Annotated in this window: 19 protein-coding genes; 4 read left to right on the top strand and 15 right to left on the bottom strand. The window is 54.3% G+C overall.

Annotated elements, in window-relative coordinates:
• Nucleotides 1–4: 4 nt before the first annotated feature.
• From F0P93_RS24610 to F0P93_RS24575, 9 genes are all read right to left on the bottom strand, one after another.
• Complete coding sequence (locus F0P93_RS24610) at nucleotides 5–463, bottom strand: gp25 family contractile injection system sheath assembly initiator (RefSeq protein WP_150880393.1); 459 nt, start codon at nucleotides 461–463, stop codon at nucleotides 5–7.
• 7 nt (nucleotides 464–470) lie between these two features.
• Nucleotides 471–2,228, bottom strand: coding sequence for a type VI secretion system tip protein VgrG (vgrG, locus tag F0P93_RS24605; protein WP_150880392.1), 1,758 nt, complete (start codon nucleotides 2,226–2,228; stop codon nucleotides 471–473).
• A 9-nt stretch (nucleotides 2,229–2,237) separates the two neighbouring features.
• On the bottom strand, nucleotides 2,238–2,957 hold the full coding sequence (locus F0P93_RS24600) for a CIS tube protein (protein ID WP_150880391.1): 720 nt from the start codon (nucleotides 2,955–2,957) through the stop codon (nucleotides 2,238–2,240).
• Nucleotides 2,958–3,095: 138 nt separating this feature from the next.
• A complete protein-coding gene (locus F0P93_RS31585; protein WP_171062847.1) occupies nucleotides 3,096–3,260 on the bottom strand; it encodes a DUF5908 family protein in 165 nt (54 codons plus the stop codon).
• Nucleotides 3,261–3,263: 3 nt separating this feature from the next.
• The gene (locus F0P93_RS24595) at nucleotides 3,264–3,713 is read right to left on the bottom strand and encodes a phage tail protein (protein WP_150880390.1); all 450 of its coding nucleotides are present in this window, start codon (nucleotides 3,711–3,713) and stop codon (nucleotides 3,264–3,266) included.
• A 3-nt stretch (nucleotides 3,714–3,716) separates the two neighbouring features.
• Complete coding sequence (locus F0P93_RS24590) at nucleotides 3,717–4,151, bottom strand: phage tail protein (protein ID WP_138992092.1); 435 nt, start codon at nucleotides 4,149–4,151, stop codon at nucleotides 3,717–3,719.
• Nucleotides 4,152–4,164: 13 nt separating this feature from the next.
• The gene (locus tag F0P93_RS24585) at nucleotides 4,165–6,381 is read right to left on the bottom strand and encodes a phage tail sheath C-terminal domain-containing protein (protein WP_225309628.1); all 2,217 of its coding nucleotides are present in this window, start codon (nucleotides 6,379–6,381) and stop codon (nucleotides 4,165–4,167) included.
• A 24-nt stretch (nucleotides 6,382–6,405) separates the two neighbouring features.
• A complete protein-coding gene (locus tag F0P93_RS24580; protein ID WP_150880389.1) occupies nucleotides 6,406–7,236 on the bottom strand; it encodes a hypothetical protein in 831 nt (276 codons plus the stop codon).
• Between the two features lie 54 nt (nucleotides 7,237–7,290).
• Nucleotides 7,291–7,890, bottom strand: a complete 600-nt coding sequence (locus F0P93_RS24575; RefSeq protein ID WP_150880388.1) for a contractile injection system cap protein — start codon at nucleotides 7,888–7,890, stop codon at nucleotides 7,291–7,293.
• Between the two features lie 369 nt (nucleotides 7,891–8,259).
• Here F0P93_RS24575 and F0P93_RS24570 point away from each other — a divergent pair, with 369 nt between their 5' ends.
• The 3 genes from F0P93_RS24570 to F0P93_RS24560 all read left to right on the top strand — a co-directional run bounded on the left by F0P93_RS24570 (nucleotide 8,260) and on the right by F0P93_RS24560 (nucleotide 13,881).
• Nucleotides 8,260–11,583 carry a SusC/RagA family TonB-linked outer membrane protein gene (locus F0P93_RS24570; protein ID WP_150880387.1) on the top strand — a complete coding sequence of 1,108 codons (3,324 nt, stop codon included), beginning with the start codon at nucleotides 8,260–8,262 and terminating at the stop codon, nucleotides 11,581–11,583.
• 151 nt (nucleotides 11,584–11,734) lie between these two features.
• The gene (locus F0P93_RS24565) at nucleotides 11,735–13,216 is read left to right on the top strand and encodes a SusD/RagB family nutrient-binding outer membrane lipoprotein (protein WP_150880386.1); all 1,482 of its coding nucleotides are present in this window, start codon (nucleotides 11,735–11,737) and stop codon (nucleotides 13,214–13,216) included.
• Between the two features lie 101 nt (nucleotides 13,217–13,317).
• Nucleotides 13,318–13,881 carry a phosphonate degradation HD-domain oxygenase gene (locus F0P93_RS24560; protein WP_150880385.1) on the top strand — a complete coding sequence of 188 codons (564 nt, stop codon included), beginning with the start codon at nucleotides 13,318–13,320 and terminating at the stop codon, nucleotides 13,879–13,881.
• 111 nt (nucleotides 13,882–13,992) lie between these two features.
• On the opposite strand, the gene F0P93_RS24555 is transcribed toward F0P93_RS24560, so the two are convergent.
• Together F0P93_RS24555 and F0P93_RS24550 are read right to left on the bottom strand one after the other, a co-directional pair.
• Nucleotides 13,993–15,045: a hypothetical protein gene (locus F0P93_RS24555; protein WP_225309627.1), complete on the bottom strand. Its 1,053-nt coding sequence runs from the start codon at nucleotides 15,043–15,045 to the stop codon at nucleotides 13,993–13,995.
• Nucleotides 15,046–15,356: 311 nt separating this feature from the next.
• Nucleotides 15,357–16,223 (bottom strand): DMT family transporter, encoded by an 867-nt coding sequence (locus F0P93_RS24550; RefSeq protein ID WP_150880384.1) that lies wholly within the window; start codon nucleotides 16,221–16,223, stop codon nucleotides 15,357–15,359.
• A gap of 197 nt (nucleotides 16,224–16,420) precedes the next feature.
• On the opposite strand from F0P93_RS24550, the gene F0P93_RS24545 reads away from it, so the two are divergent.
• On the top strand, nucleotides 16,421–17,299 hold the full coding sequence (locus F0P93_RS24545; protein ID WP_150880383.1) for an SDR family oxidoreductase: 879 nt from the start codon (nucleotides 16,421–16,423) through the stop codon (nucleotides 17,297–17,299).
• 68 nt (nucleotides 17,300–17,367) lie between these two features.
• On the opposite strand, the gene egtD is transcribed toward F0P93_RS24545, so the two are convergent.
• From egtD to nadE, 4 genes are all read right to left on the bottom strand, one after another.
• Nucleotides 17,368–18,366 carry an L-histidine N(alpha)-methyltransferase gene (egtD, locus tag F0P93_RS24540; RefSeq protein ID WP_225309626.1) on the bottom strand — a complete coding sequence of 333 codons (999 nt, stop codon included), beginning with the start codon at nucleotides 18,364–18,366 and terminating at the stop codon, nucleotides 17,368–17,370.
• A 14-nt stretch (nucleotides 18,367–18,380) separates the two neighbouring features.
• A complete protein-coding gene (egtB, locus tag F0P93_RS24535) occupies nucleotides 18,381–19,583 on the bottom strand; it encodes an ergothioneine biosynthesis protein EgtB (protein WP_150880381.1) in 1,203 nt (400 codons plus the stop codon).
• A 3-nt stretch (nucleotides 19,584–19,586) separates the two neighbouring features.
• The gene (locus F0P93_RS24530; protein ID WP_150880380.1) at nucleotides 19,587–20,984 is read right to left on the bottom strand and encodes a mercuric reductase; all 1,398 of its coding nucleotides are present in this window, start codon (nucleotides 20,982–20,984) and stop codon (nucleotides 19,587–19,589) included.
• Between the two features lie 184 nt (nucleotides 20,985–21,168).
• On the bottom strand, nucleotides 21,169–23,193 hold the full coding sequence (gene nadE, locus F0P93_RS24525; RefSeq protein ID WP_150880379.1) for an NAD(+) synthase: 2,025 nt from the start codon (nucleotides 23,191–23,193) through the stop codon (nucleotides 21,169–21,171).
• Nucleotides 23,194–23,764 lie beyond the last annotated feature (571 nt).

The raw sequence follows: 23,764 nt of genomic DNA, 5'->3' as shown, positions 1-23,764 counted from the left end.
TTGGTTAACGGCTAAAGGATGGCAGGCTGGATGGGTCGGCTGAATTCGAGATTTCGGTTCCTTCGTTTTTGTAAAACGGATACACAAAATTGTACCGGGTGTTGGTGCTGCGAACGCGGTAGTTGACCGTAATTAGCAGCAAGCCAGGCTGTTCGGGCGGTTCTTCAATCGTGACATCAAGCGGGTCGATGCGGGGTTCGAAATACAGAATGGCCGTTTCGACGCGGTCTTTCACCCGCGCCTGCAAAGCCGTACTGATCGGTTCGAACAGAATATCCTGCAGGTCGCAACCAAAATCGGGCACCATCAGCCGTTCGCCGGGCTGGGTGGTCAGCAGGATGTGCAAACTGCGCTCGATGTCGGCCAGCCCCGCCGTCATCGCCACGCTTTTGGGCGACGACTGCGGGTTGAATGCTGGTGGAAAGCTCCAGCCACGGCCTAAAAAATCGTTTTCCGATACCATCGTTTCGTTAATTGATCTGTACGATTGACCCTTTCAAAACCGCCGTGGCGGAACTGCTCATTTCCACACCTGCCGAACCGGTCGCTTTAAACTGGGCGGAAGCCTTCGCTTCCACGCCAACGCCTTCGATTTTGACGTTACCGGCGGCTTTCAGCGTCAGGTCTTTGCTGCTTTCCAGTTGAATACCCTGGTCGTTTAGAATCAGTTTGTTACCATTCTGATCCTGTAGCGTAATGCTTTTGGCGTCCTCGTCCAGTTTGAACAGATTCCCCGCCGGGGTTTCGATGGTCAGAATTTTCTTCTCGTCATCAAAAACCAGTTTCAGTTTGCTGCGCGAAACGTAGCCTTTCCGGTGGTTGTCGTCGGTGGTGGTAAACGGTTCCGGCAGGTTTTTCTGGCTACTGTGCAAACCGCCCAGCACCACGGCCTCGCGCGGGTCGTTGTTCAGAAAACCGACCACCACTTCATCACCGATTTCGGGCCGGAAAAAGAAGCCCCGTTCCTGGCCGGCATCCAGGCTGGCGACGCGGGCGCGGGTGCCTTCGGCCGCCGGATCGATCACCGGCAGTCGTACCAGAATCCGCTCCTCGCCCGTTGCATCGCCTTCCAGACCGGTCACCACGCCAATCTGCAAACCGCCCATAGCGGGCAACAACCCGGCGGCTGGCGTCTGGCCGACGTTCATTTCCGACACAAACCACTGTGGACTCAGGCCAAACTGCACGTTCGTTTCCCAACTGCCTTCCGCCAACTGGTGACTGACGCCCGTTACGAACACCTTGCCATTGTAGCGGTCACCCAGCCCGCCGAGGCTGATCATCAGACCCGGCTTGACGTCGGCATGGCCGTAAAACCGCACCCGACCCCGGATTTTGGCCATCCGGCGTTTGAGCAGCGCGGCATCGGCCCAGGTTTGCAACTCCTCCGTTTCGAGTTTTCCGCCGTGCTGAAAAACCGCTTCGGCGGTCAACGCTTCGGCCAGATCCTGCGCCGAGAGGTTTCCCGATTCGATCCCGGCTGGCTCGGCGGCTTCGGCTTCGGCCAGTTCCTGGTCGGCATAATTCCAGGTGGTGGTTTTCAGCGTCGTGACCTGATCGCGGGCGTCCATTTCGGCGTCGAAATCCAGCATGGTGGCTCCGAATTGCAATTCGACCACCGGTTCCTGGTCAAAATCCGGTTTTTGAATCGTCAGCTTTCCATCGTCGGTCAGGCACAACCTGCCGTTGATTTCGGCCCGCATCACGAGGTAATCCCAGTCCGTGGCGTCATACTGAATCAATTCTTCGTGCTGAAAACCGGTGTCTTCGGCGTCGATTTCCAAACCGCGATACGTCTGCGCGATTTCTTCGGCGGCTTCCGAATCCTTCTTTTCGGTGAAATACCGGCGTTTCGGCACGAGCGTCGTCTTCACCCAGACGTCTTTGGCGAGCAGGTTCAGCCGGGTGGTTCCGGTCGACTGGGCTTCGATTCCCTGCCGAACCAGGATGCCTTTGAAAATCGTTTTCTCCGTTTGGTGATACCCCGCCTTGATTTCCAGCTTTTTTCCGGGAACAAACCGGCTGTCGTTGCTGGCCGGAAAATTCCCGGACGCCGGATCGCCGTCTTTCAGCGTGAGGTAGGCAGTCGGAATCCGGTTGACCTCCTTCTGAACCCGGATCGACAACACCTGAAACATCGTTTCCAGCGCCTGCTCTTCCAGAAAGAGGGTGTAGGTGGGCAGGTCGCGGGGGGCGGGGGTTTCGAGTATGCGCGGATTCTCGGGCATGGGGACGGTTTACGGTTTACGGTTTACGGTTTGCTGCTTGTCAATGGGCGGAAAAAAGAGTCGCATCCCGGTCGGTAGCTTTCTGAAATTCACCAGCTTGTTCACGCGGGCGACTTCCCGGTAGAGCGTCGAATCGCCGTAGATCCGGTGGCACATCAGCGGCAGCGTGTCGCCTTCCTGAACGGTGCGAAGGTGGGTCAGATCCGGCGACGCAGTTTTTTCTTTTTTGGTGCGAAGCTCGTCGTTGATGACCTCTACAAAACTGACCTTGGCGATGGCGCGGACGGGCGTTCCATCGGGTTTGAACAGCTTGTAGGTAATGTTGATTTTCTCGGTTTTGCACTTGAAAATCAGCTTGCCCCACGCCAGTTCAACGTACGGCGGCTGGTGGGTTTCACCGATGAAATCGAACGACGTTTTCTTCAACTGCTCCACTTGCTCCCAAACGCCCTGGCTGGTGCCGACCGACCGGGGCGGGGCGGTTCCCGTCTGCGTGAGGGCACCCGTGGAATCGAACAGAAATTCAAACTCCAGCTTGCGCGGAGCGATTTTGTTGAACGTCGATTGGTTCGCGCTCGTGCCGCCTGCACTTTCCTGATTCGCCTGAATTTCGTAGTTCAGCGTGTAAGTTTCGGGGTTGACCACCGCCGTGTATTCCTCACCCGTTCGTTCTTTAAAACCAACATCGTGATAACCCGTCAGCTTCATTTTAACCAGTTCGCCCAGCATGTGTAAGCGGTTTTATGGTTTATGGTTTATGGTTTTCAGTTTTCAGTTTTCGGTTTATGGTTTACGGTTTACGGTGGCTGACGCGTCCTAAGTATGCGTTAGCCACCGTAAACCATAAACTGAAAACCGTAAACCGTCTTACCGTTCGGTTTTCTCCCTTAAAATGGCCAGCACCTGCTCGACACACTGGCGGACGAGTTGCTTCTGCGCGTCGGCGGGCGGGGTAGCGGCTGAGGTGACCTGTCGGGCGGCATTGCCGTCGACCGTGGCCGTGATGACCAGTTCGCGAATAATAATGGGCATGGTTCAGATCCGGATGGTGGTGTAATAGCGGTACGTGAGCGTCAACGTTTCGATGGCAATGGTGTTCTGTTCGGCATTGAAAGCGGAGATGTCCCACTTTTTCGGCAACGCATGGACCACATGCCACGAGACCAGCGGAGCGTGTTGATCGTTGAGCAGCGTTACCAACAGGTTAACGGGTTGAAACTGAAAGTTTTCGAACGCGTCTTTTGCCCATCGGTACACGTCTGACCCCACGAAAAGACCCCGTTTCAGCACCAGGTCGCTGTATTTGGTGCGAACCGGCAACTGGTGTTCAAAGCGGTTTTCGCCCCCTTCCCGGATGCTTTCCATCTGCATTTCGACATTCAGCCCCGTGACTTCCTGAAACCGGGTGTCCTGAGCCGTCTGCGGAAAGAGTTCGAATTCTACCACAAAATGAAAGCCAACCGGTGGATAGACTAGCCCCGCCATACATTATTCGTTCTGGATGGTCAACCCTTCGTGCACCAGCTCGATGCTCTCGATCAGCACCTCGTTGGCGTCGGCTTTCAAATCGCCCGACATCACTTTCGACGGCCAGGCCTGCTTGACTTTCCAGACCACCACCGGCTCGTGATTTTCGTTGAGCAGGCTGATAATCAGGTTGCGACGTTCGATGGTGTTCAGGGCCACGGTATTCCACCAGTTGAAAAATTCGTTGTCGGCTTTGAACGTCCCGCGTTTCAGGGTGATGTTGGGGAACTTCTGCAAACCGGGCATTTTGATTTTGTGATACTCGGGCGATGCGCCCTCGCGGTATTCGATCACATCGGTTTCGACGTTTAGACCGGTCACTTCCGAGAATCCCAGGCGGACTCCGCCCCACTCAACCTGAAAATGAAATTTGGGTAATGGATAGACTGCTGCCATGATCGGTTATGAGTTAAGATTCCTGCATTTTGTGGGAGAAGCGTAAGACAATGAATTCGGCCGGACGAACCACCGCCATCCCGATTTCGACAATCAGAAAACCGTTCAGGATGTCCTGGGCGGTCATGGTCTGGCCCAGGCCGACGCGGACGTAGAACGCGTGTTCGGGTTTAACCCCCGCCAGTGCCCCGGCCCGCCATTGCAGCGTCAGGAAATTCTCGATCATGGCCCGCACTTTCACCCAGGTATTGGCGTCGTTGGGTTCAAAAACAAACTGGCCGGAGGCTTTCTTAACCGACTCTTCCACCATGATGAAAAATCGCCGAACCGAGATATAGCGCCATTCGTTGTCGTTGCCCGCCAGTGTTCGTGCACCCCAAACGAGCGTTCCCTTGCCCGTAAAATACCGGATGGCGTTGATGGATTTACCGGCATCGACATCGACATTCAGGCTTTCCTGATCGGAATCGGTAATCAAAACCGTTGGCCCGACGACGTTGGAGATGCCCACGTTGGCCGGTGCTTTCCAGACACCCCGGTTTTCGTCGACGCTGGCGTACACCCCGGCTACGGCACCACTGGGCGGCAGGATGATGCCCTGCGCTTCGGTGGCCGAAACGATGGCGGCATACACCGGAATTTTTGACTTCATTTCCAGTTCCAGCGATTTCAGACGCGCGGTCAGGAGCGCCTGAAATTCGGCGATGTAACCGGTCACTTCCGCAAACTTGTCGTCGTAAGCCGACGCATTGGAACCCGACAGGGCCGTTGCACTGGCCAGAAGATCGGTCAGTTTTTTTCCGGCGGCCGAAGGTGTGGCCTGGTCCGTATAGTCCTGGTAGCTCAGCCGAACATCGGTATTTGTAAACGCCAGTGCAGCGGGGGAGCCGTTAAACGCATTGAGCGCCTTCAGCAACTCCGTTTTTTTGGTGGCCGTTGTACCAGCCGCTTCATACGCCGTCGTGCTGCTTTCCACCAGGTCATTGACGATCGTTTGATCGGCGACGAGGGTTTCGGCTTTGCGAACCAGTGCAAACAGCGGAATTTTCTGCTGGATTTCGAGCTGCTTGGCCGTCAGCAAAGCCGGGAGTGCGGTTTTGGCTTCGGTTTTGAATCGCGTGATGAAGGCAACCAGCCGGTTAAAAACCGCGTCGATGGCGGCATCCGTTGAATGGGTGCCCGGATCACCCGTAACCACCAGCGCCGTGTTATCGCTCTGGATCGCCAGCCATTCGGCATTTCCCGCATCGGTAAAGGCTTTCAGCACATCCTGAACGGGTTTGTTTTTGAAAACCGTGTCCGGGTCAATTCCATCAAAGGCGGTAATGGCGGCCGAGATGAACGTCTTTTTCGCTTCTTTATCCGCCGAAGCCTGGTAGTCCACGACCGCCGGAACGGCCACATTCTGAATGGCTTTTGTGTCGGCAAACCCATCGGTCGCCAGGGTGTCCGCTTCGGTCAGCAGGGCGTTGTTGGGAGCCCCCGGGTCCAGAAGCGCACCCAGCGTGGTTGGATTTCCGCCTTTGGTGATCGTCAAACCGGCGAAGCTCATGTCAAACGGCAGGGAGGTTTTGAGCCAGGGATAATAGGCCGCTCCGTATTTCAGAAAGTTGGAAACGCTGCCCCGGAAGGCGGTAATGTCGGCATCGTCAACGGCGGTTTTGGTCAGATCATTTACCTTGACATCCAGAATGGCGAAGCGATCCTGCAATTTGTTGCAATGGTCGATGGCCGCCTGTTGAACCGCAGCAATGTGAGCCGGGTTGGTCAGCAGCATCAGGTCGGGCATCACGAGCAGGGTGGGTTCGTCGTGTTTTTTCAGTTCGTCGATGGCGTCCGTAAAATGGGTCTGGGAAACCGGGTTGGTGTCGTATCCGCCCACTGAAAGGATGTAACATTTCTCCCCGCCGTTGGCAAAAAACAGCATCAGGCTGTCGTGCAGGTACCAGGCCGGTTGCATGTCGACATTTTTTACGGCGTTGGTTGGGCCCAGACTGACCGTGATTTCCCGATCCGGCCCTCCGCCGAAATACGTCCGGTAATCGACCATCGACTTGATTTTTAACGCTTTCCCGGTAATGTCCTTGCCATCTTTTTCGGCAAACCGGGTGTAACCGATAAAGGCCGGAATGGCGGTTTCGACCTGGGCCACGGATGGCGGGAACAGCGACACCTCGTCGATGTAGACGCCCGGAGTTTTCAGCGTCGCTAAATTGAGTGTACTTGCCATGAGCAGAAGAGGTTTGACTGGGGTTTAATAAATTGTGGAATAAAAGTGTCCGTCGTTTTCGAAGGTGGTGGTCGCGGGTGTCGGATTGGCGAGTTTGGTCGTGCCGTTCACCGCGGGAATCAGTCCGTTTTTTACCAGTTGGTGTTCGCCCGCAAAGTCACCGGGCGCATCGTTTTTCAGCCGCCAGCGGGTCGTGCGGTTTTGCAACGTCAGCGTGTAAGTGAGCGTGGGCTGAAGCGCATCCTCCGCCGTCAGCAGGCTGCGGGTCGGGGGGGCGTGTTCAATTTCGATGAAGCCCAGGGGCCGCTCCAGCCGTCCGGTCACCGCGTGTTCCGGTGGCTGGTCTTCCAGATCGGCCATCCGGATCGTTTCTCCGGTATTCAAACGGTTTTCCAACGGATTGGCAGATGAGTTGCGGTTTTTGAGCCGGAAACCACGACCCGGTCGTTTCAGCTCGTTCATGACTTCGGGCGTCAGGTTTGTATAAAGCATGAAAAACGGATCGGTTGGATACACAGCGAAGACGAACTTCAGACCTGCAGCAAGGGGCAGGAAGGGCGTTGGACTGCGGGGATTTTCGGTAGCTGCCAGCACCACAAAACCGTCAGCCTGTTTTTTGAAGAGCATCCGCTGGTTTTTCAGGAGCTGGTGGGTCGGGGCATCGGGCAGAAACGCCAGGAATTGGGAGACGTCATACACCCGCCGGATCAGCCCGATTTTCTTTCGTGCTTCAGCCGATGGCGCAGCCGTATCGAAAGGCGTGCTCCCAAAATCCAGGAAATACCGGTGCTGCACCCGGACGGTGAACAGAATCTGGTAGCTGATGCCAAACGATTCGGGAAGAAGCGGTTTCATCGGGAAACAACGGAAAGAGGTGAGGATGGAAGGGGGTCAGGATGCGAAGGACTTTCACTCCGAAGAAATCGGGACCGGTTTTCGAATGCCTTCAAACGACAGAATCGGCGTTCCGGCGCCGAACTGCCCTTCGGCCTGTTCTTCCACGACCCGGACTTTATACACGACCGATGGCACCTGCTTGCCGCCGAGGGTTCCCCAGAGCTGATTCAGTTTCTCGAACGAGAGGCTATGCAACTCGACGGTCATGCGCAGCATCAGGGCTTGCGGGTCGTCGAAGATCTTATCCGTGAGGGTGTTGGCAACCGTGAACTGGTTTTTTTGCTGAAAACACTGAACCGTTCGCGAGAGCAGTTTCAGAGCGGTTTCGTAATCACCGCTTCCCGAATAATTGGCACTGATCAACACGTAGAGATTCAGGAAAACGGGCGGATTCCGGACGTCGAAACCGCCGGTGATGCTGTTGCGCTGGTAGGGGCTGGTATTTTTGAGGGTTGCTTCTTCTTCCAGATGGACCAAACCGATTAGAATCGTGTTGGCCTGCGTGCCGGCAACCGCGGCAATGCTGCCCAGATTGACCGTGATGCCATCCGCGAACGGTTTCACATACGTCTCCAGTTCGGAGCGGATCAATTCCAACGCTTCATAGACCATAGCACGACAGAGGTTTAGGACCGGGCAGAAAGGTATTCATCCTGCTGCTTAGAACCCATGAAGCATTTATTTAACGGCAAACCGTTAATTAAGCGGTCATTTTGCGCCAAAACCTGTTCCGAATTATTCAAATATTTTTTTAAGTTATTCGATATACTATTTTTAATTTTAAAACATAACCCCTTATTTATGCTGCTAATCAGGGTATAAAGCAAATTTTGTATTATTCTTTCCCTCGGTAGTATAAAGTTCATAATTCGGTAATAATTCCGACACAAGTGCCGGGTACTTTTGCGGTTTCGTAAAAGCATCCATCGTTTCGTATCCATCGTTCAACTTTCCGTAAAACCGGAACATCCAAACTACACTATGACACAAAAGCTACCTTCTTCGATTCGGGCAGGAAGGGTCAGTTTTCGTCGGGCCGTCCTGACTCTGGCTATTTTATTGATGGGCTTGCCTTTGCTGGCCCAGACCATTACCGGCAAGGTTGTATCGTCGGAAGGCGGGCAGGCGCTGCCGGGCGTTTCGATTCTGGTGAAAGGCACTACGTCCGGTACGACCACCCGCACCGACGGAACGTATACACTGAACGTTCCGAATCCGTCATCGGTTTTAATTTATTCTTTTATCGGATTTGAAGCGCAGGAAGTGCCGGTCGGTTCCAAAACGACGATCAATGTTACGCTGACGGTTTCCACACAAGCCCTGAACGAAGTGGTCGTGACGGCGTTGGGGATTTCCAAACAGCAGCGTAACCTCGGCTACGTGACCCAGAAAATCGACAATTCGGCGCTTTCGCAGGCCCGCGAAACCAACCTGGTCAGCCAGTTGGCGGGGAAAATTGCGGGGGTGACCGTCGTCAACAGCCCATCCGGGATCGGGGGCTCGTCGCGGATCACGATCCGGGGCGAAAAGTCGCTGAACATCAACGCCAACCAGCCGCTGTTTGTGATCGACGGCTTGCCGATCAATAACAACTTCGTCGGTTCATCGGGGCGGAATAACCAGGACGCCGACTACGGAAACGGGGCCGGTTTTATCAATCCGGATGACGTCGAAACGATGACGGTTTTAAAAGGAGCCAGCGCCACGGCACTCTACGGTTCGCGGGCGGCCAACGGTGTGGTGGTGATCACGACCAAAACCGGCAAGGGCACCAAGGGCATCGGCGTTAGTGTCAACTCCAACGTGACGTTTGAATCTGTGCTGCGACTGCCTGATTACCAGAATGTTTACGGCCAGGGATTGAACGGCGAATTTGCCTTTAAAGACGGTTCCGGGGGAGGTTTGCGCGACGGTGTCGACGAAAGCTGGGGCCCAAAAATGGACGGTCGGCTGATCGTTCAGCACGATTCGCCCACCGATAAAGGCTACCGGGCCGGTGATACCAAAGTGCCGGGTGGGCCGGGCGTGGCAACACCCACGCCGTTCATTGCGCACCCGAACAGCATCCGCGATTTCTTCGAAACCGGTCGCATCGTAACGAATAACGTTGCCGTAACGGGCAGCAACGACAAGGGCGATTTCCGGATGTCGTTTACCAACCTGGATCAGAAAGGCTTTGTTCCCAACACGGATTTGACGCGGAACACCTTCAACGTCAATGCCGGTTACAAACTGACTGATCGCTTCACGGCGCGGACGAACGTGAGTTACATCCGCAACCACAGCGACAACCGCCCGAACCTGAGCTACGGGACGGAAAACATCATGTATCTGCTCAACTGCTGGTGGGGCCGTCACATCGACATGGCGTCGATGCGGAACTACTGGCAACCAGGTCTGGAAGGCATCCAGCAGTTCAACTTCAACTACAACTACCACGACAACCCGTACTTTAACATGTACGAAAATACCAACGGTCAGGACATCAACCGCGTGATCGGGAACGTCACGCTGTCGTATCAACTGACGGATTGGCTGTCGGTGCAGGGCCGGACACAGGTCGATTACCAGGATGAACTGCGGGTTCGGCAGCGGGCCTTCAGTACGCAGCGGTATCCGTATGGTTCGTACCGGCGCGAAGCCGTGAAAACGATGGAGCGCAACACCGACCTGTTGTTCCTGGTAGACAAACGACTCAACGACGCCTTTACGCTCAGCGGCACATTGGGTGGAAATCAACGGCTGAACAAATACGACTACATCGACAATTTCGCCCCCCAGTTGACGGTTCCGGGCGTGTATAGCCTGAACAACAGCCGGGTTCCGCTCGAATACTCGCAAAACCGCTCCGATCGCCGGATCAACAGTATGTTTGCGTCGGCGCAATTGACGTACCTCGATAAATTAACGCTGGAAATGACGGGCCGGAACGACTGGTCGAGCACGCTGACGCTGCCGCAGGGCGTGGTCGGTATGGCCGATAATTCGTATTTCTACTGGTCGGGAACGCTCAGTGCGGTGGTAAGCGACTGGGTGAAACTGCCGGAATGGGTATCGTTCGCCAAAGTTCGGGCGGGCTATGCGCAGGTTGGAAATGACACCGAACCCTACCAGTTTTCGCAGCCCTTCAATCCGGGAACACCCTGGGGAACGACGCCAACCTTCAGCGAATCGACGCGGATTCCGAACCTGAGTCTGAAACCGGAAATCAGCAGTTCGCAGGAATACGGTTTTGATCTGCGGTTCCTGAAAAACCGGGTGGGGCTGGACTTCACGTATTACAACACGATCAGTAAAAACCAGATCATCTTCCTGCCGCTTTCGGGCACCACGGGTTACAGCCAGATTGTGCAGAACGCGGGCCGGATTCAGAACAACGGGATTGAGGTGATGCTGAACCTGACACCGATCCGGATGGACAACATTGGTTTCCGCTGGGACATGAACGTCAATTTCTCGCGCAACCGCAGCAAAGTCCTCGAACTGGCCAACGGCGTTTCGACCTATGAACTGGCCAACCGGTATTTCTCGGTGCAGGCCCGCGTCAACGAGCGCATGGGTGACATGTACGGATACGCCTACGAGCGCGTTAGCAGCGATCCGAAAAGCCCGTATTACGACCCAACCGGCCAGAATGTGGGTCAGATGGTGATCACTGCCGACGGTCGGCCGATTTCAACGACGACCCTGCAAAAGCTGGGGAATTACAACCCGGACTGGCTGGCGGGAATCAACAACTCGTTCAAATACAAAGGGTTCAACCTGAGCTTCCTGTTCGATATCCGCAAAGGCGGAGAGGTCTATTCCCACACCTACGTCGTGGGTCGTGAAGCGGGTCAGTTGGTTGAAACCTTGCAGGGTCGCGAGAATGGCTATTACGACAACTCGGTTGACAAGACGTTTACCAATGCCCCGGCCGGAACGTACTATGTGGTGCCGGGCGTCGTGAAAACCGGGGAAGGCCAGTTTGCCGCCAATGCCCGCCGGATTTCGGCCCGCGAGTGGCACACGGCCTTTACACTCGGTCGCCGGGTGCTGGAAGACGCCATTTTCGATGCGTCGTTCACCAAGTTGCGTGAAGTGAAACTGGGCTATTCGCTGCCGAACTCGATTCTGGGCAAAAAACTGCCGTTCCGGAACGTGACGCTATCGCTGGTGGGCCGCAACCTGTTCTTGTGGACCAAAGTGCCGCACATCGATCCGGAAACCGCTTCGGTATCGGGCGGAACCATCATTCCGGGTTCTGAATCGGTCGCCATCCCGTCGGCGCGTAACTACGGTGTAAACTTATCTTTCAACCTGTAAGCTGTTCAAGGTTAGATGGTTAAAAATGGTTAGATGGTTAAGATTGTTAAAAATGGTTGGATAGTTTACGATTCCGGTAGCCATTTAACCATTCTAACCATTTGACCATCCAGCCATTAAAATCATTCAGCCATTCAACCACAACATTCTTATGAAAAAAACATATCTAAAATTAGTCGCCTGCCTGACGCTGCTGATTGCTGTCGGCACGTCCTGCGACAACGAGTTTGAAGAGATCAATACCAACCCCAACGTTCCGAATACCGTCACGGCGGATCTGCTCCTGCCGAACATCATCCGGTCGACGGTCAACGAGAACATGGGAACCGCCTGGGGCATCGGCAACAGCGTGATGCAGTATACGGCTAAAATTCAGTTTGTAAACGAAGACCGGTATCTGTGGGGTGAACAGAACGGAATCTGGAACACGACGTATTCGACGCTTCGGGAAGTGCAGAACATGTACAACATCGCGTCGAGCACGACACCGGTTCAGAAAAACTACCAGGCCGTTGCGCTGGTGATGAAGGCGTGGATGATGTCGCTGGTGACGGATGCCTACGGGGATGCGCCTTATACGGAAGCCACCAAAGGTAAAGACGCAGCTTATTTCCCCAAATACGATACGCAGGAAGTCATTTACAACGGGATTCTGAAAGATCTGGCCGATGCCAGTGCGTTGCTGGCCCCGGAAAACGGCGTTGTCAACGGGGATATTCTGTTCGGGGGTGATGTGACGAAATGGAAGAAAATGGCCAATTCGCTCCGGGTGCGGTATCTGATGCGGATTTCGAACAAACGCGACATCAAGGCGGATTTGCAGGCGATTGTGAGCAACCCGACGACGACGCCGGTTTTTACGAGCAATTCCGACAATGCGGCTTTGCGGTATCTGCCGACGGTTCCGAACCAGTTCCCGCTTTACACTGCGCGGGTGGGTTCGTTCGATGAGTTTCGGTTGAGCAAAACGCTGGGCGACAAACTGACCCAATTGAATGATTCGCGTCTGGCGGTTTTTGCCCGTCCGACGGTGGCGTCGGTAGCCGCTGGAAAACCGGCCTATGTTGGTGTGCCGAATGGTCTGGACGATAACTCGGCGCTGACCTACAATGGGGGGGCTCAGAACGTTTCGCGGGTGGGAGCCACGTATTACATCGACGGTTTTGGTACGCCAACCGAAGCTAATCTGAACATTGCCAAAGGCATCATCATGACCTACGCAGAATTGCAGTTCATTCTGGCCGAAGCTGCCCAGAAGAAACTGATTACCGGCGATGCCAAAAGCTATTACGAAAAAGGCATTGCAGCGTCCTTCGGCTATTACGGTCTGGACGTTCCGGCGGGTTATCTGGCCCAGGCGGATGTGGCCTTCACCGATGCAAAAGCCCTCGAATTGATTGGAACTCAGAAATGGATTGCGTTATTTTACAGCGGTTTGGAGGGGTGGTTCGACTGGCGCCGGACGGGTTTCCCCGCCATCAAACCGGGTCCGTCGAATCTGAACGGCAACAAGGTTCCAATCCGGTTCCCATATCCCAGTTCGGAACTGAGCCTGAACAAAGCGTCAGTCGAAGCAGCCATCGCCCGCCAGGGAGTTAACGATATCAACACCGCCGTGTGGTGGGACAAATAACCAATTGTGATTGAGTGATTGGGCGATTGAGTGAATAACCTGCCGGATTCCTGGCACCCTATTCACTCAATCGCCCAATCACTCAATCACTCATTCAAAAAATGAACACCGAGCAGACAATTACTGAAATCACCGAGCTGTTTGATCAGCATGGATCGGATGATTATTACGGGGAGCCCGTTTCGCAACTGGAACACATGTTGCAATCGGCGATGCTGGCCGAGCGGGCCGGGGCTGACGATGAAACGATCATTGCGGCTTTTCTGCACGATATTGGTCATCTGCTGCCGTCGGATCTGGCGGAAGATCATATGGATGAATACGGTCGCGTTGATCATGAAAAGCTGGGCGCGGACTGGCTGCGGGAACGCGGTTTTTCGGAGAAAGTCGCCCAACTGATTGAGCACCACGTCAATGCGAAGCGGTATCTGACGTATAAGAATCCCGCTTATTTCAACAAACTCTCGGAAGCCAGCCTGAAAACGCTGGAATTTCAGGGTGGGCCGATGTCGGCGGAGGAAGCCCAGGCGTTTGAAGCCAATCCGTATTTCCGGGGCATTTTGCAGGTTCGCGGCTGGGATGAACTGGCCAAGGAAACGGAGGTTGAAATGCCGCCCGTTGGTCAATATCTGGAAAAATGCCGATTGTATCTGGAAGAGAAATAAAAGAAAGCAATCATAAATGTAAAATGATGAATGATAAATGTAAAAAGGGATGTGAAGCCAACACGTTTACATTTATCATTCATCATTTTACATTTATGATTATCTGAAATTTTACGCTGCAATGCGCAGTTCCTGTTGTTCAGGCCGCAGCATCGGTTCGATCACCGTGTTCAGCCGATCGCGCAGGAATCCTTCCTGAAGGTAGGAGGGCAGTTTGGCAATCAGATTTTTATACCCCTGAATACCGAGTGCTTTGGCAATGTAGGCTTCGTGAACGGCATTGATATGCGACACGATGTTGACTAGGCTTTCGTGAAACAACCGAACATCGATTTCCGATTCGACAAACCGCTCGATTTCGCGGTTACTCGACGAAATCCGCAGTCGGCTCAGCGCGTCGAAATACGTCGTGTAGCCAATCTGTTTCCCCAACTGCTTGTATTGATCAACGCCAAATTTTTGCAGAACCTTGCCTGTCCGTGCACTCCGTAATGCGGTTTTGGGATTGTTCTGAATCGCCTGCCGCAGGGCTTTGATGCGCCGGTCGCGGGAGGTTTTCAGAAACTGGGCAATCTCAATCTGGGCGGCCGACTCGCGCGAAGGCAGCGTTAGGTCCGGTTTCGCAATATCGAACTTCGCCAGTGGCAACCGCATCGTCCGGTAGCCATTCAACGGGCCGGATGCATAGAAACCCACCGAAGCCGGGTAATAGCCCCGGACAACCATGTTTCCGATGCGCCGGCGAATGATCTCCTCATTGCTGACCGGTTCTCCCATCGTGTGCAGGAAAGCGCGTACGCTGAACAAAACGCTGTAATAGGCCTGCGGGAACGTCCAGTGCAGCGAGCTTTGCAGATACTGGTTGTCATTCACCACCGGCGTAATCCGGAGGGCATATTCGGCACTCCAGCTATTGAGTAGCAACTTTTCCAAAGCCTTGCGCTGTTCGTCGGAAACGGCGGGTGCAAAGTCCTGAAAGAGGGGAAAACGACGGAGATCGAATAGATCGTTTTGTCGTTGAATGTGAAAATCAATCGCGAAGAAGTGGTTTAGAAACACCTGCGCCGGAATGGATTTCCGCCAGGTTTCGTCCACGGGCTGGGCTGGCACAAACGACACCAGTTTGCCCTCTTGAGTCGTCAATTTTTCTGTGTTCTCGTTCATATAATAAGAACATAAAAAGACGGTTTGGTGTTCCGGATTTTACAATTATTTTAGGGTATTAATTAGTTGATTATCAGGGGTATTTTGGTGGACAGAAGGAGTGTTTTTTTGAACCCGGTTTTTTTGAAAAAAGCGGGGAGAAGAATCCTGTCAGCGGTCGGAGACCCTGACAGGGTTGCCTATTTTTAGGCTCCTTAGCGCATGCAAAAACTGTGGAACTGTAATAGAGATTTTGGCTGCATACTGGGTCATTGTAACTGACCGGGTTTAGCCGCTGACCGGGGCTTCGACCGTACGACGGCCCGGCACTGTCAGGGCCGCTTGAACTTGTCGCGTTGCCCCAGATACAGGCCCATCAATACCAGTACCGTGCCGATTAAGGTGTAAATTGAGAGGGGTTCGTCCAGGAGAACGGCGGCATACCCGAAACCAAAAATCGGGCAAAGGAACAGCCAGAGCGACGCCTGAACGGCATCCTGCCGGACCAGATAGAACCAGAGTTGGAGGGCAACGACGGAAACCGGAATGATCAGCCAGAAAATGGACCACCAGAACCGGGCGTCGAAATGCGACGGTTCAAAATCGGCAAATAGAAGCGTGAAAGGCAACAGCAACAGACCACCAATCAGCACCTGCCAGCCATTGATGACCAGACTCGGGAGCTTCCAGGTAAAACGGGCGTAATAGACCGTTGCCGCCGATACCGAAACCATACCGCCCAGCAGAATCAATAAACCCGGAATCGTGGCAAAACTGTTCTGGAGAAGCGGATAGGTGACCACCCAAACCCCCGCCATGCCGAACACAATGCCCGCAGCTTCGTACCAGCGGATGGGGCGACTTAGCCAGATGGCAGAAAGCAGTGTGATAAACAGCGGGCTGGTGGCCGTCGACAGGCTGCCAATCCCGGCAGAAACCTGTTTGATGGCCAGAACGAAGGCACCGAGGTAGATGGTGGTATTCAAGAGGGCAAAGACCGTCAAACGCCCGAATTCGGTGCGGTTGGGGAGCGATTTGCGCTGTAGACCGTGGGCTACGAGGAGCATCAGCGGCCCGGCAATCAGGAATCGGACGTTGGCCAGGATGAGCGGATCGGCCGACAGGACACCAAATTTAGTGGCCGCCGAAGCGGAGGCCCACAAAGCGGCAAACAGCAGGCCGGGCAGGAGAAATTTCATGCCGCAAAGGTACGGTGAAGCATCTGCTTGTGCCAGCTAACCTTTTTAATTTCGATCTGACAGGGGATGTATTTGGGATAACGAGCCGGGAGAGGAGACACTTCAACCCCGGCTTTTTCCGTTTCGTGGGTTTGCTTATTGGGATGGTGGGCAAAACCGCCCACCTTTGAAACCGTAAACAACACAAACCAAACACCATGAAAACTTTAGTCATCGGCGGAACGGGCACCGTCGGAAGCCCGATTGTCAGCGAACTTCTGCGCCACCGGCAAGCCGTCCGCGTGCTGGTCACCTCCGCCGAAAAAGCCGTTTTGTTGCCCGAAGGGGTAGAAGCCGCCATCGGTAATCTGGACGAACCCGCCACTTTACCCAAAGCGTTTGACGGCATCGACCGCGTCTTTTTGCTCAACCGGCAGGGGCATACCGAAATCGCACAGGGCTCGTATGCCGTGGCAGCAGCCCGGCGGGCGGGGGTAAAAAAAATCGTGTACCAAAGCATTCACAACGTTCACGAAGGCGCGCATATTCCCCACTTTCATACGAAAATTGCCATTGAAAAAGCCATTCTGGGGTCAGGTTTGAATTACGTTTTCATTTGCCCCAATAATTTTTTCCAGAACGATTTCTTTTTCAAAGACGGCATCACGAACTACGGATTATATACCCAGCCCTACGGCAGTGGTGGATTGAGCCGGGTCGATGTGCGCGACATTGCGGAGGCCGCCGTCCGGGTGCTGCTGACGGATGAATACGACGGCCAGCGGATTCCGTTGGTGGGTCCTGAAATTTTAACAGGAGAATCCACCGCCCGGATTCTGACGGAACACCTCGGATATGATGTCCGGTATGCCGGTAACGATCTTCAGGCGTGGGCTACCCAGGCAAAACAATGGCTACCGGGGTGGTTGGTAGACGATTGGGTTCAGATGTACGATCTTTTCCAGACGCAGGGTCTGAAGGCATCTGCGGATCAACTTGAGGTGTTGACGAAACTGCTGGGAAGAGTACCCCGTTCGTATGGTGATTTCGTCAAAGAGCACGCGGGCGCGTTCCGTCGTGCGGCTGAACTGGTCTGATGAGCTGCGTATAATGAATCCCGTAATACCCCCGGAAACGATTGCAAACCGGCGTTTCCAGGGGTGTTTTATTTCCGAAAAATAACATCGGCAAAGTAATGTTTGCAATCCGTAAACCAGTTGGTCAGTTCGAAACCGCTTTGCTCGGCCAGTTGGGCAATGCCCTCCCGGGTAAATTTGCGTGAAATTTCGGTGTGAATGATCTCGCCGTATCCAAACGGCACGGTCAGGTTCAGATCCCGAATTGTTACGGTTTGTTCTTTCTGGCTGACGAGATAACTCCGGGCCTCACCGGTTTCGGGATGATACATTTCGTAGTGATCGAAGGCGGAGAGGTCGAAATTGGCGTTCAGTTCGCGGTTGATTCGCCGAAGCAGATTCAGGTTGAAAGCCCTCGTTAAACCCTGCCGGTCGTTGTAAGCTGCATGAATGACCGCCGGATGTTTTTGCAGATCAAACCCCGTCAGCACCAGATCACCCGGTTGCAGCGACTGGCTGATTTGCCGGAAAAAATCGCGGGCTTCGGTGGGAGAGAAGTTGCCGATGTTCGATCCCAGAAAGAGCACCACCAGCCGGGGACGGTTCTGGACAGTTTCCGTGCGGTTCGATAACTGTTCGATGGCGTTAAAATAATTGTCGTGCCGGGGCTGAATCGGCATTTGAGGCCACTTTTTCCGAATATCCGCCGTCAGGTTATCGATGGCAGCCTGGGAAATATCGACGGGAACGTACGTGAAATCCGCCTGTTCCGACCAGAAATGATTCAACAGGATTTTGGTTTTCAGGCCATCGCCAGCTCCCAGTTCGATCAACTCGAAAGGCCGGCCGTCGGAGGCAAAGAGCCGGAGCAGTTCTTCCTGATTGGTATCCAGAATCTCGTATTCGGAGCGGGTCAGGTAGTATTCGGGCAGGTGCATGATTTCCGCAAACAGGCGGCTTCCTTCGTCATCATAAAAGAAGCGCGACGGCAACCGCTTCGGCGTTTTGGTCAGGCCGGTGCCCACTTCATTCGCGAAGTCGCTTTGCAGCACCAGCGAGTCATTCAACGATGAATCTATTTTTGTCATGGAGAGGTCAGCATTCAGAGGGCTGCCAGCCGAATGCCGGTGAATTGCCATCGTTTGTCGGGTTGGAAAAAATTTCGGTACGTGGGGCGGCTGTGTCCTTCCGGCGTAGCAACGGACCCTCCGCGAAGGACCATCTGGCCACTCATGAATTTGCCATTGTATTCACCCACCGCACCTTCGGCGGTTTTAAAACCGGGGTAGGGCAGGTAAGCCGATCCCGTCCACTCCCAGCGCAGGCCCCAGGCCAGGCGGTGATTGGCGGGTAGGAGGGCGGCCGTTTCCCACTCCGCTTCGGTCGGCAAACGCCGACCGCGCCAGCGGGCGTACGCATCGGCTTCGTAATAGCTGACGTGGCAAACCGGCAAAGTCAGATCGATGGGTTGAAGGCCGGAAAACGTGTAGGTATTCCATTGGTCTTCAACTCGGTGCCAGTACAGAGGTGCTTCGATCCCGTTGGCCTTCACCCAGGCCCAGCCATCCGACAACCAGTGCTGAAACTGACGGTAGCCGCCCGCTTCGATAAATTCCAGGTAGTCGGCGTTGGTAACCAATTGGCCGTCGAGGGTGGTTTCATGCAGGTAAACCCGGTGAAACCCCAGCTCATTATCAAAACAAAAACCGCCCGCTTCCGGCTGAAAACCAATGGAATAGATTCCCTCTGGTATTTCAATAGTCGGAATTGGTAAATCTGCAAGCTGCTCATTGACTGGCATGTCGATGGCCGGAAAAAGCGGATTGTGTCCCAGAATGTATTTGATGTCGGTGATGAGCAATTCCTGGTGTTGCTGCTCGTGGTTCAGGCCCAGTTCAATCAGGTTTTCGAGTTCAGCGCTTGCAGAACGGTTAGCTAAAAACCGGTTCATGGCTTCATCGACGTAGGCCCGGTAGCGATAAACTTCGGCCACCGTTGGGCGACTCAGGTTCCCGCGCTGGGTCCGCAGCACCCGCCGACCCACCGATTCGTAGTAGCTATTGAAAACAAAGCTGAAATCATCGTGAAAAATGCGGTAACCGGGGGCGTGTGGTGTCAGGATGAAATGCTCCCAAAACCAGGTGGTGTGGCCCAGATGCCACTTAGGCGGGCTGACGTCGGCCGTGGGCTGAACGACATAATCCTCCGTTTCCAGCGAGGCACAGAGCCGCTCCGTCCAGTTTCGAACGCGTTGGTAAGCATCCGACAAGGTTGCGTTTTTGGGTAAAACGGGATTTTGTAGCATCATTTAGTCCATCCTCGTGAATAACGTATTGAGTCCTTCGGCCAGCGTTGGGTGGGCAAAAATGGCATCCCGGAGTTGTTGATAGGGTAGGTGACCCATCATGGCAACCTGGAGAATGGTCATGATTTCACCGCCTTCCGAACCTAGAATGGCCGCACCGAGGATCTGGCTGGTGGGAGCGTCGATGACGACTTTCATCAGACCTTCGCATTGGCTCATTTGCTGGGCGCGGGCCACCAGCGACATCGGTATGTTGGCAATTTTAATCGTTTTTCCCTGCCGCCGGGCTTCTTTTTCGCTCAACCCAATGCGTCCCAGTTGCGGATCGGTAAAAACGGTATACGGAACCGGGCGGTCGGCTTTGCTGGTGTTGCCCTTTTCCAGTAAATTTTGGTTCACGATCCGGTAATCGTCGTACGAAATGTGGGTGAATTCCGGCCCGCCTTTGATGTCGCCCAGCGCATACACACCGGGTTGGCTGGTTTCCAGCCGGTCATTTACCTGGATAAACCCTTTTTCGTCCGTTTCAATTCCGGCCACCTCCAAATGAAGTGCTTCGGTATTGGGCGTTCGGCCGACGGCCACCAGCAGGTGCGTACCCCGGAGTCGGCTGGCCAGTTTATTCGTTGATACCTGCAATTCGATGAGGCTGTTTTCTGCCCGGCTCACCTGATGCACTTCCGTATCCAGAAGAATGGTAATGCCTTCCTTTTCCAGGATTTTGGCCATTTCGTCGGACACATCGGCGTCTTCGCGGCTCAGGAGTTGCCGACCCTGTTCGATGATCGTGACCTCACTGCCAAACCGCCGGAACATCTGCCCAAATTCCAGACTGATGTAACCGCCCCCGAGGATCAGCAGGTGTTCGGGAACCTCCTCCAACTCCATGATTGACGTCGAGGTCAGCCACGGAACCGTATCCAGGCCCGCCAGATCCGGTTTTGTCGGGCTGCAACCGGCATTGATAAAAATAGTGTCGGCTGTCAGGGTCTGCCGGGTTCCATCGAGCCGTGAAAGTTCGATTTGTTTCTTGCCACTAAACCGGGCCTCTCCGAAAAGAAGCGTCAGGTTTTCGGTCTCCGCAAAATGCGTTTCGATGTTTTTGCGGGAAGTTTCCACCATGCGGTTTTTGCGCGCCATCACCTTTTTCAGATCAACCCGAACGTCGCCGGTTTCGATCCCGAATTCGGCCGAACGACGGGCCTGGTAGGCCATCTGGGCGGAAGCAATCAGGGTTTTGGTGGGTGTGCAACCGTCGTTGACGCAGGTGCCGCCCACGTGATTCCGTTCAATGACGGCGGTTTTCCAGCCTTTTTCGGCCAGGGCGGTCGCCAGCGGATTTCCGGCCTGTCCAACCCCAATCACAACCGCATCAAAATGCGCAACCGTATTTGAATTCATACCAACGGGTTAAATGAAGCGCTCCTGTAGGAACCGTGACCGATCCTTACCGCTGAACACGTAACACGGTTGAGCCAGCTATTTGTTTTACATTCTGTTTAAGTGGAATGTTTGCGTGTTGGCCTTTTTGATTAGACAATGGAAAAACAAGTATAAAAATGCTGGTTGATTCAGATACGGGCTTCTAAAACCCAATTTTCCCCTTCCGACCCCGTCCTTCGTTGCCCTCGACGTATTCCTTCAACTCGGCTAGTTCTTTTTCGAAACCGCTGCTCAGGATCGGGAAGCGGCACCAGGTTTTGGGGTCTACGTTCTCGTCGTCGACGTGGAAGGAGGGCGCATACCGCTCGCGTTTCCACTGGTTGCGGCTCCAGAGCCGGAAAAACCGGTCGACGGAGGTGTACAGTTTATCGCGGTCATACTGGCCTTCGAACACCACTTCCACCTGCTGCATCACTTCTTTCGGCGACAATTTATCCCGGATTCCGAATTTTTCGATCGCATTCAGCACGTCGTACGGCATCAGGTCTTCTTCGTCGGTTTGCTTCTTGTCGAGCGGGCGGAGTTCGGCGGTGGGTTGCAGGTTGTTCACTTTCTGCAAGCCTTCCACTTTGATTTTGCCGCCCACACCGGTGGTTTCGAGCCAGCGCAGCCAGCCGCGGAGGTAGTGTTTGTCGATGCCGGCGATGGGGGAGATGCTGCCCGCCGTGTCGCCGTCCATCGTGGCGTAACCGACCGACGCTTCCGAGCGGTTGGAGGTCGAGAGCAGCAGCGCGTTCTGGATGTTGGCGAGCAGCCACGCACTCGGAGCGCGCACCCGTGCCTGAATGTTTTGCAGGGCCACATCGTCGGTTTCCCAGGTCAGCGGACGGCCCAACTGGTCTTCAATCAGCTTCGTATACGTTTCGACCAGCCCATTGATGTTGATGTTGTAGAACGTGGCGCCCACCGACTTTGCCAGCGATTCCGCCGACTCATAGGTATCTGTCGAGCTGTTTTGGGTTCCCTGATACATGGTCGTCAGCAAGGCCCCGCAGATTTCTTCGACGGTTTTTAGCTTCTGGATGCTTTTGATGTACCCCAATTTCTTTTTAAAAGCGTCCAGACCGATGCTTTCGTCGGCCATCCGGATCATGAGCGACACCAGGGCCGCAATGGCCGACGAATCGGCCCCACCGCTGAGCGAAAGCACAAAACCGTGGGAGCGGCTTTTGCGCAAATAATCGAACAGGGCCAGTGCCACGGCCCGCGCAAATTCTTCTTCTTTCAAATGATTGCCGTGCTCCCAGTATTCCAGTTCGGCTTTCTGAACCACCGGTTTTACGAACGGAAAATCGAACTGAGCCGCCACCCGCAGGTTGGGAAACAGATAAGCCAGGTTGACCTTGTTCTGGGCCTGACTGAGTCGCGTGTCGTCCACGTCGATGACGGCGGTAACGATCAGGTGGTCGGCGTAGCTGAAACGCGTTCCCGACACCAGCAACTGGCCGTTGGAGGCAATCATGGAGTCGCCGTCGAAAATGGCGCGGCCCGATTCGTTGCCCACCAGATTGCAGTAAATGTAACTGACGCCAAACGCCCGTGATCCGTCGATCACAAACCGTTCCCGGACGTGTGATTTGTAGAAGGCAAAGTGGCTCGCGCTGGGATTCAGGATGATATCGACGCCCCGTTCGTGGAGGCTACGGCCCGGCCGGTTTGAAATCCAGGCATCTTCGCAAATTTCGAAGCCGATCTTTACGCCCGAAACATCAAATAACAAGTCGCCCACCGGATACGAAAATTCGCCAATCTGAATTTCGTCGCGCACGCCGGGCGTCCAGGGCTGAAACCAGCGGGTTTCGTAGTGAATGCCGTTGTTGGCCAACACCTGCTTGCAGACGAAACCCAGAATGCGCTTGTTGGCGATCAGACAGGCCGTGTCGTAGGTGCGGTTATTGGCCAGTCGCAATGGTAGACTGACGGCCACGATGATCCCGTCGGTGTGCGGCACAATCTCCAGCAAACTTTGTTTGGCCTGTTCGAGCAGCTCGTGGGAGAAGAACATGTCTTCGCAGCCATAGCCCGTGATGCACAACTCAGGGAGGCATAAAATGCTGACTTTCTGGCTTTTCGCTTCTTCAATGGCGTCGATGATGTTCCGGCGGTTGTGTTCCCAGGCCATTGGGATCTGGTTGACAACACCAGCAGCAACTTTTATCAGTTTCATGAATGGGATTTTCTGTTTAGCGAATCATACGTCATTCGATACCCGGCGACTTGTCCGCTTGGGGTAGTAAGCTATTAAATGAACACTTTGCGTTGCACTTAAGTTGTCGTGATTTTGGCGTAGAACCGCAAATTAAGGGGAATGGTCCAATTCAGCAAAGCAGAGGTGAGCGCTTTCCGGATCGGATGATGGCAGCCATACCCGGTAATCCGGCTGCTTTGGGCCGACGAAGTACGTCGGTCGGCCAGTTTGGAAGAAATAGAACGCTGAAAGGAGTGAGCGCAACCACCGGTGTGGTCGCCCTGAGACGGAGGAAAGGGGTTTTACCGCCGTAGAGAATCCGCTTCTACTTTCGCTCTGTTCATCTCTTTTTGAACAAGGGCTTTCTGCTGGACATAATTGAAAAACATTGACCCAACGAAGGCAAGAAAGGCTACGACCGCCGACACACCCAGGGGGTGCATTTTGTTTCGGGAACTGTTTAGAGCCATATCAGTAGGCGCCGGGAGGACGCATGTAACCATTTATTCCATTTTGACGCAGAACCCATTGTCAGGTCACTCTCAGTCTT

Origin of the sequence: Larkinella humicola (genome assembly GCF_008727875.1) — a bacterium.
In the GTDB taxonomy this organism is placed as follows: Bacteria; Bacteroidota; Bacteroidia; order Cytophagales; family Spirosomataceae; genus Larkinella; species Larkinella humicola.
This window is presented reverse-complemented; position numbering and strand designations above follow the sequence as displayed.

Coding starts and splice junctions, on each gene's coding strand:
- F0P93_RS24530 (WP_150880380.1), bottom strand. CDS start 20,984: ATGAATTCAAATACGGTTGCGCATTTTGATGCGGTTGTGATTGGGGTT.
- F0P93_RS24590 (WP_138992092.1), bottom strand. CDS start 4,151: ATGGCAGCAGTCTATCCATTACCCAAATTTCATTTTCAGGTTGAGTGG.
- F0P93_RS24595 (WP_150880390.1), bottom strand. CDS start 3,713: ATGGCGGGGCTAGTCTATCCACCGGTTGGCTTTCATTTTGTGGTAGAA.
- F0P93_RS24570 (WP_150880387.1), top strand. CDS start 8,260: ATGACACAAAAGCTACCTTCTTCGATTCGGGCAGGAAGGGTCAGTTTT.
- F0P93_RS24580 (WP_150880389.1), bottom strand. CDS start 7,236: ATGAAACCGCTTCTTCCCGAATCGTTTGGCATCAGCTACCAGATTCTG.
- vgrG (WP_150880392.1), bottom strand. CDS start 2,228: ATGCCCGAGAATCCGCGCATACTCGAAACCCCCGCCCCCCGCGACCTG.
- egtB (WP_150880381.1), bottom strand. CDS start 19,583: ATGCTACAAAATCCCGTTTTACCCAAAAACGCAACCTTGTCGGATGCT.
- nadE (WP_150880379.1), bottom strand. CDS start 23,193: ATGAAACTGATAAAAGTTGCTGCTGGTGTTGTCAACCAGATCCCAATG.
- F0P93_RS24550 (WP_150880384.1), bottom strand. CDS start 16,223: ATGAAATTTCTCCTGCCCGGCCTGCTGTTTGCCGCTTTGTGGGCCTCC.
- F0P93_RS24565 (WP_150880386.1), top strand. CDS start 11,735: ATGAAAAAAACATATCTAAAATTAGTCGCCTGCCTGACGCTGCTGATT.
- F0P93_RS24610 (WP_150880393.1), bottom strand. CDS start 463: ATGGTATCGGAAAACGATTTTTTAGGCCGTGGCTGGAGCTTTCCACCA.
- F0P93_RS24560 (WP_150880385.1), top strand. CDS start 13,318: ATGAACACCGAGCAGACAATTACTGAAATCACCGAGCTGTTTGATCAG.
- F0P93_RS24575 (WP_150880388.1), bottom strand. CDS start 7,890: ATGGTCTATGAAGCGTTGGAATTGATCCGCTCCGAACTGGAGACGTAT.
- F0P93_RS24585 (WP_225309628.1), bottom strand. CDS start 6,381: ATGGCAAGTACACTCAATTTAGCGACGCTGAAAACTCCGGGCGTCTAC.
- F0P93_RS24555 (WP_225309627.1), bottom strand. CDS start 15,045: ATGAACGAGAACACAGAAAAATTGACGACTCAAGAGGGCAAACTGGTG.
- F0P93_RS24600 (WP_150880391.1), bottom strand. CDS start 2,957: ATGCTGGGCGAACTGGTTAAAATGAAGCTGACGGGTTATCACGATGTT.
- F0P93_RS31585 (WP_171062847.1), bottom strand. CDS start 3,260: ATGCCCATTATTATTCGCGAACTGGTCATCACGGCCACGGTCGACGGC.
- egtD (WP_225309626.1), bottom strand. CDS start 18,366: ATGACAAAAATAGATTCATCGTTGAATGACTCGCTGGTGCTGCAAAGC.
- F0P93_RS24545 (WP_150880383.1), top strand. CDS start 16,421: ATGAAAACTTTAGTCATCGGCGGAACGGGCACCGTCGGAAGCCCGATT.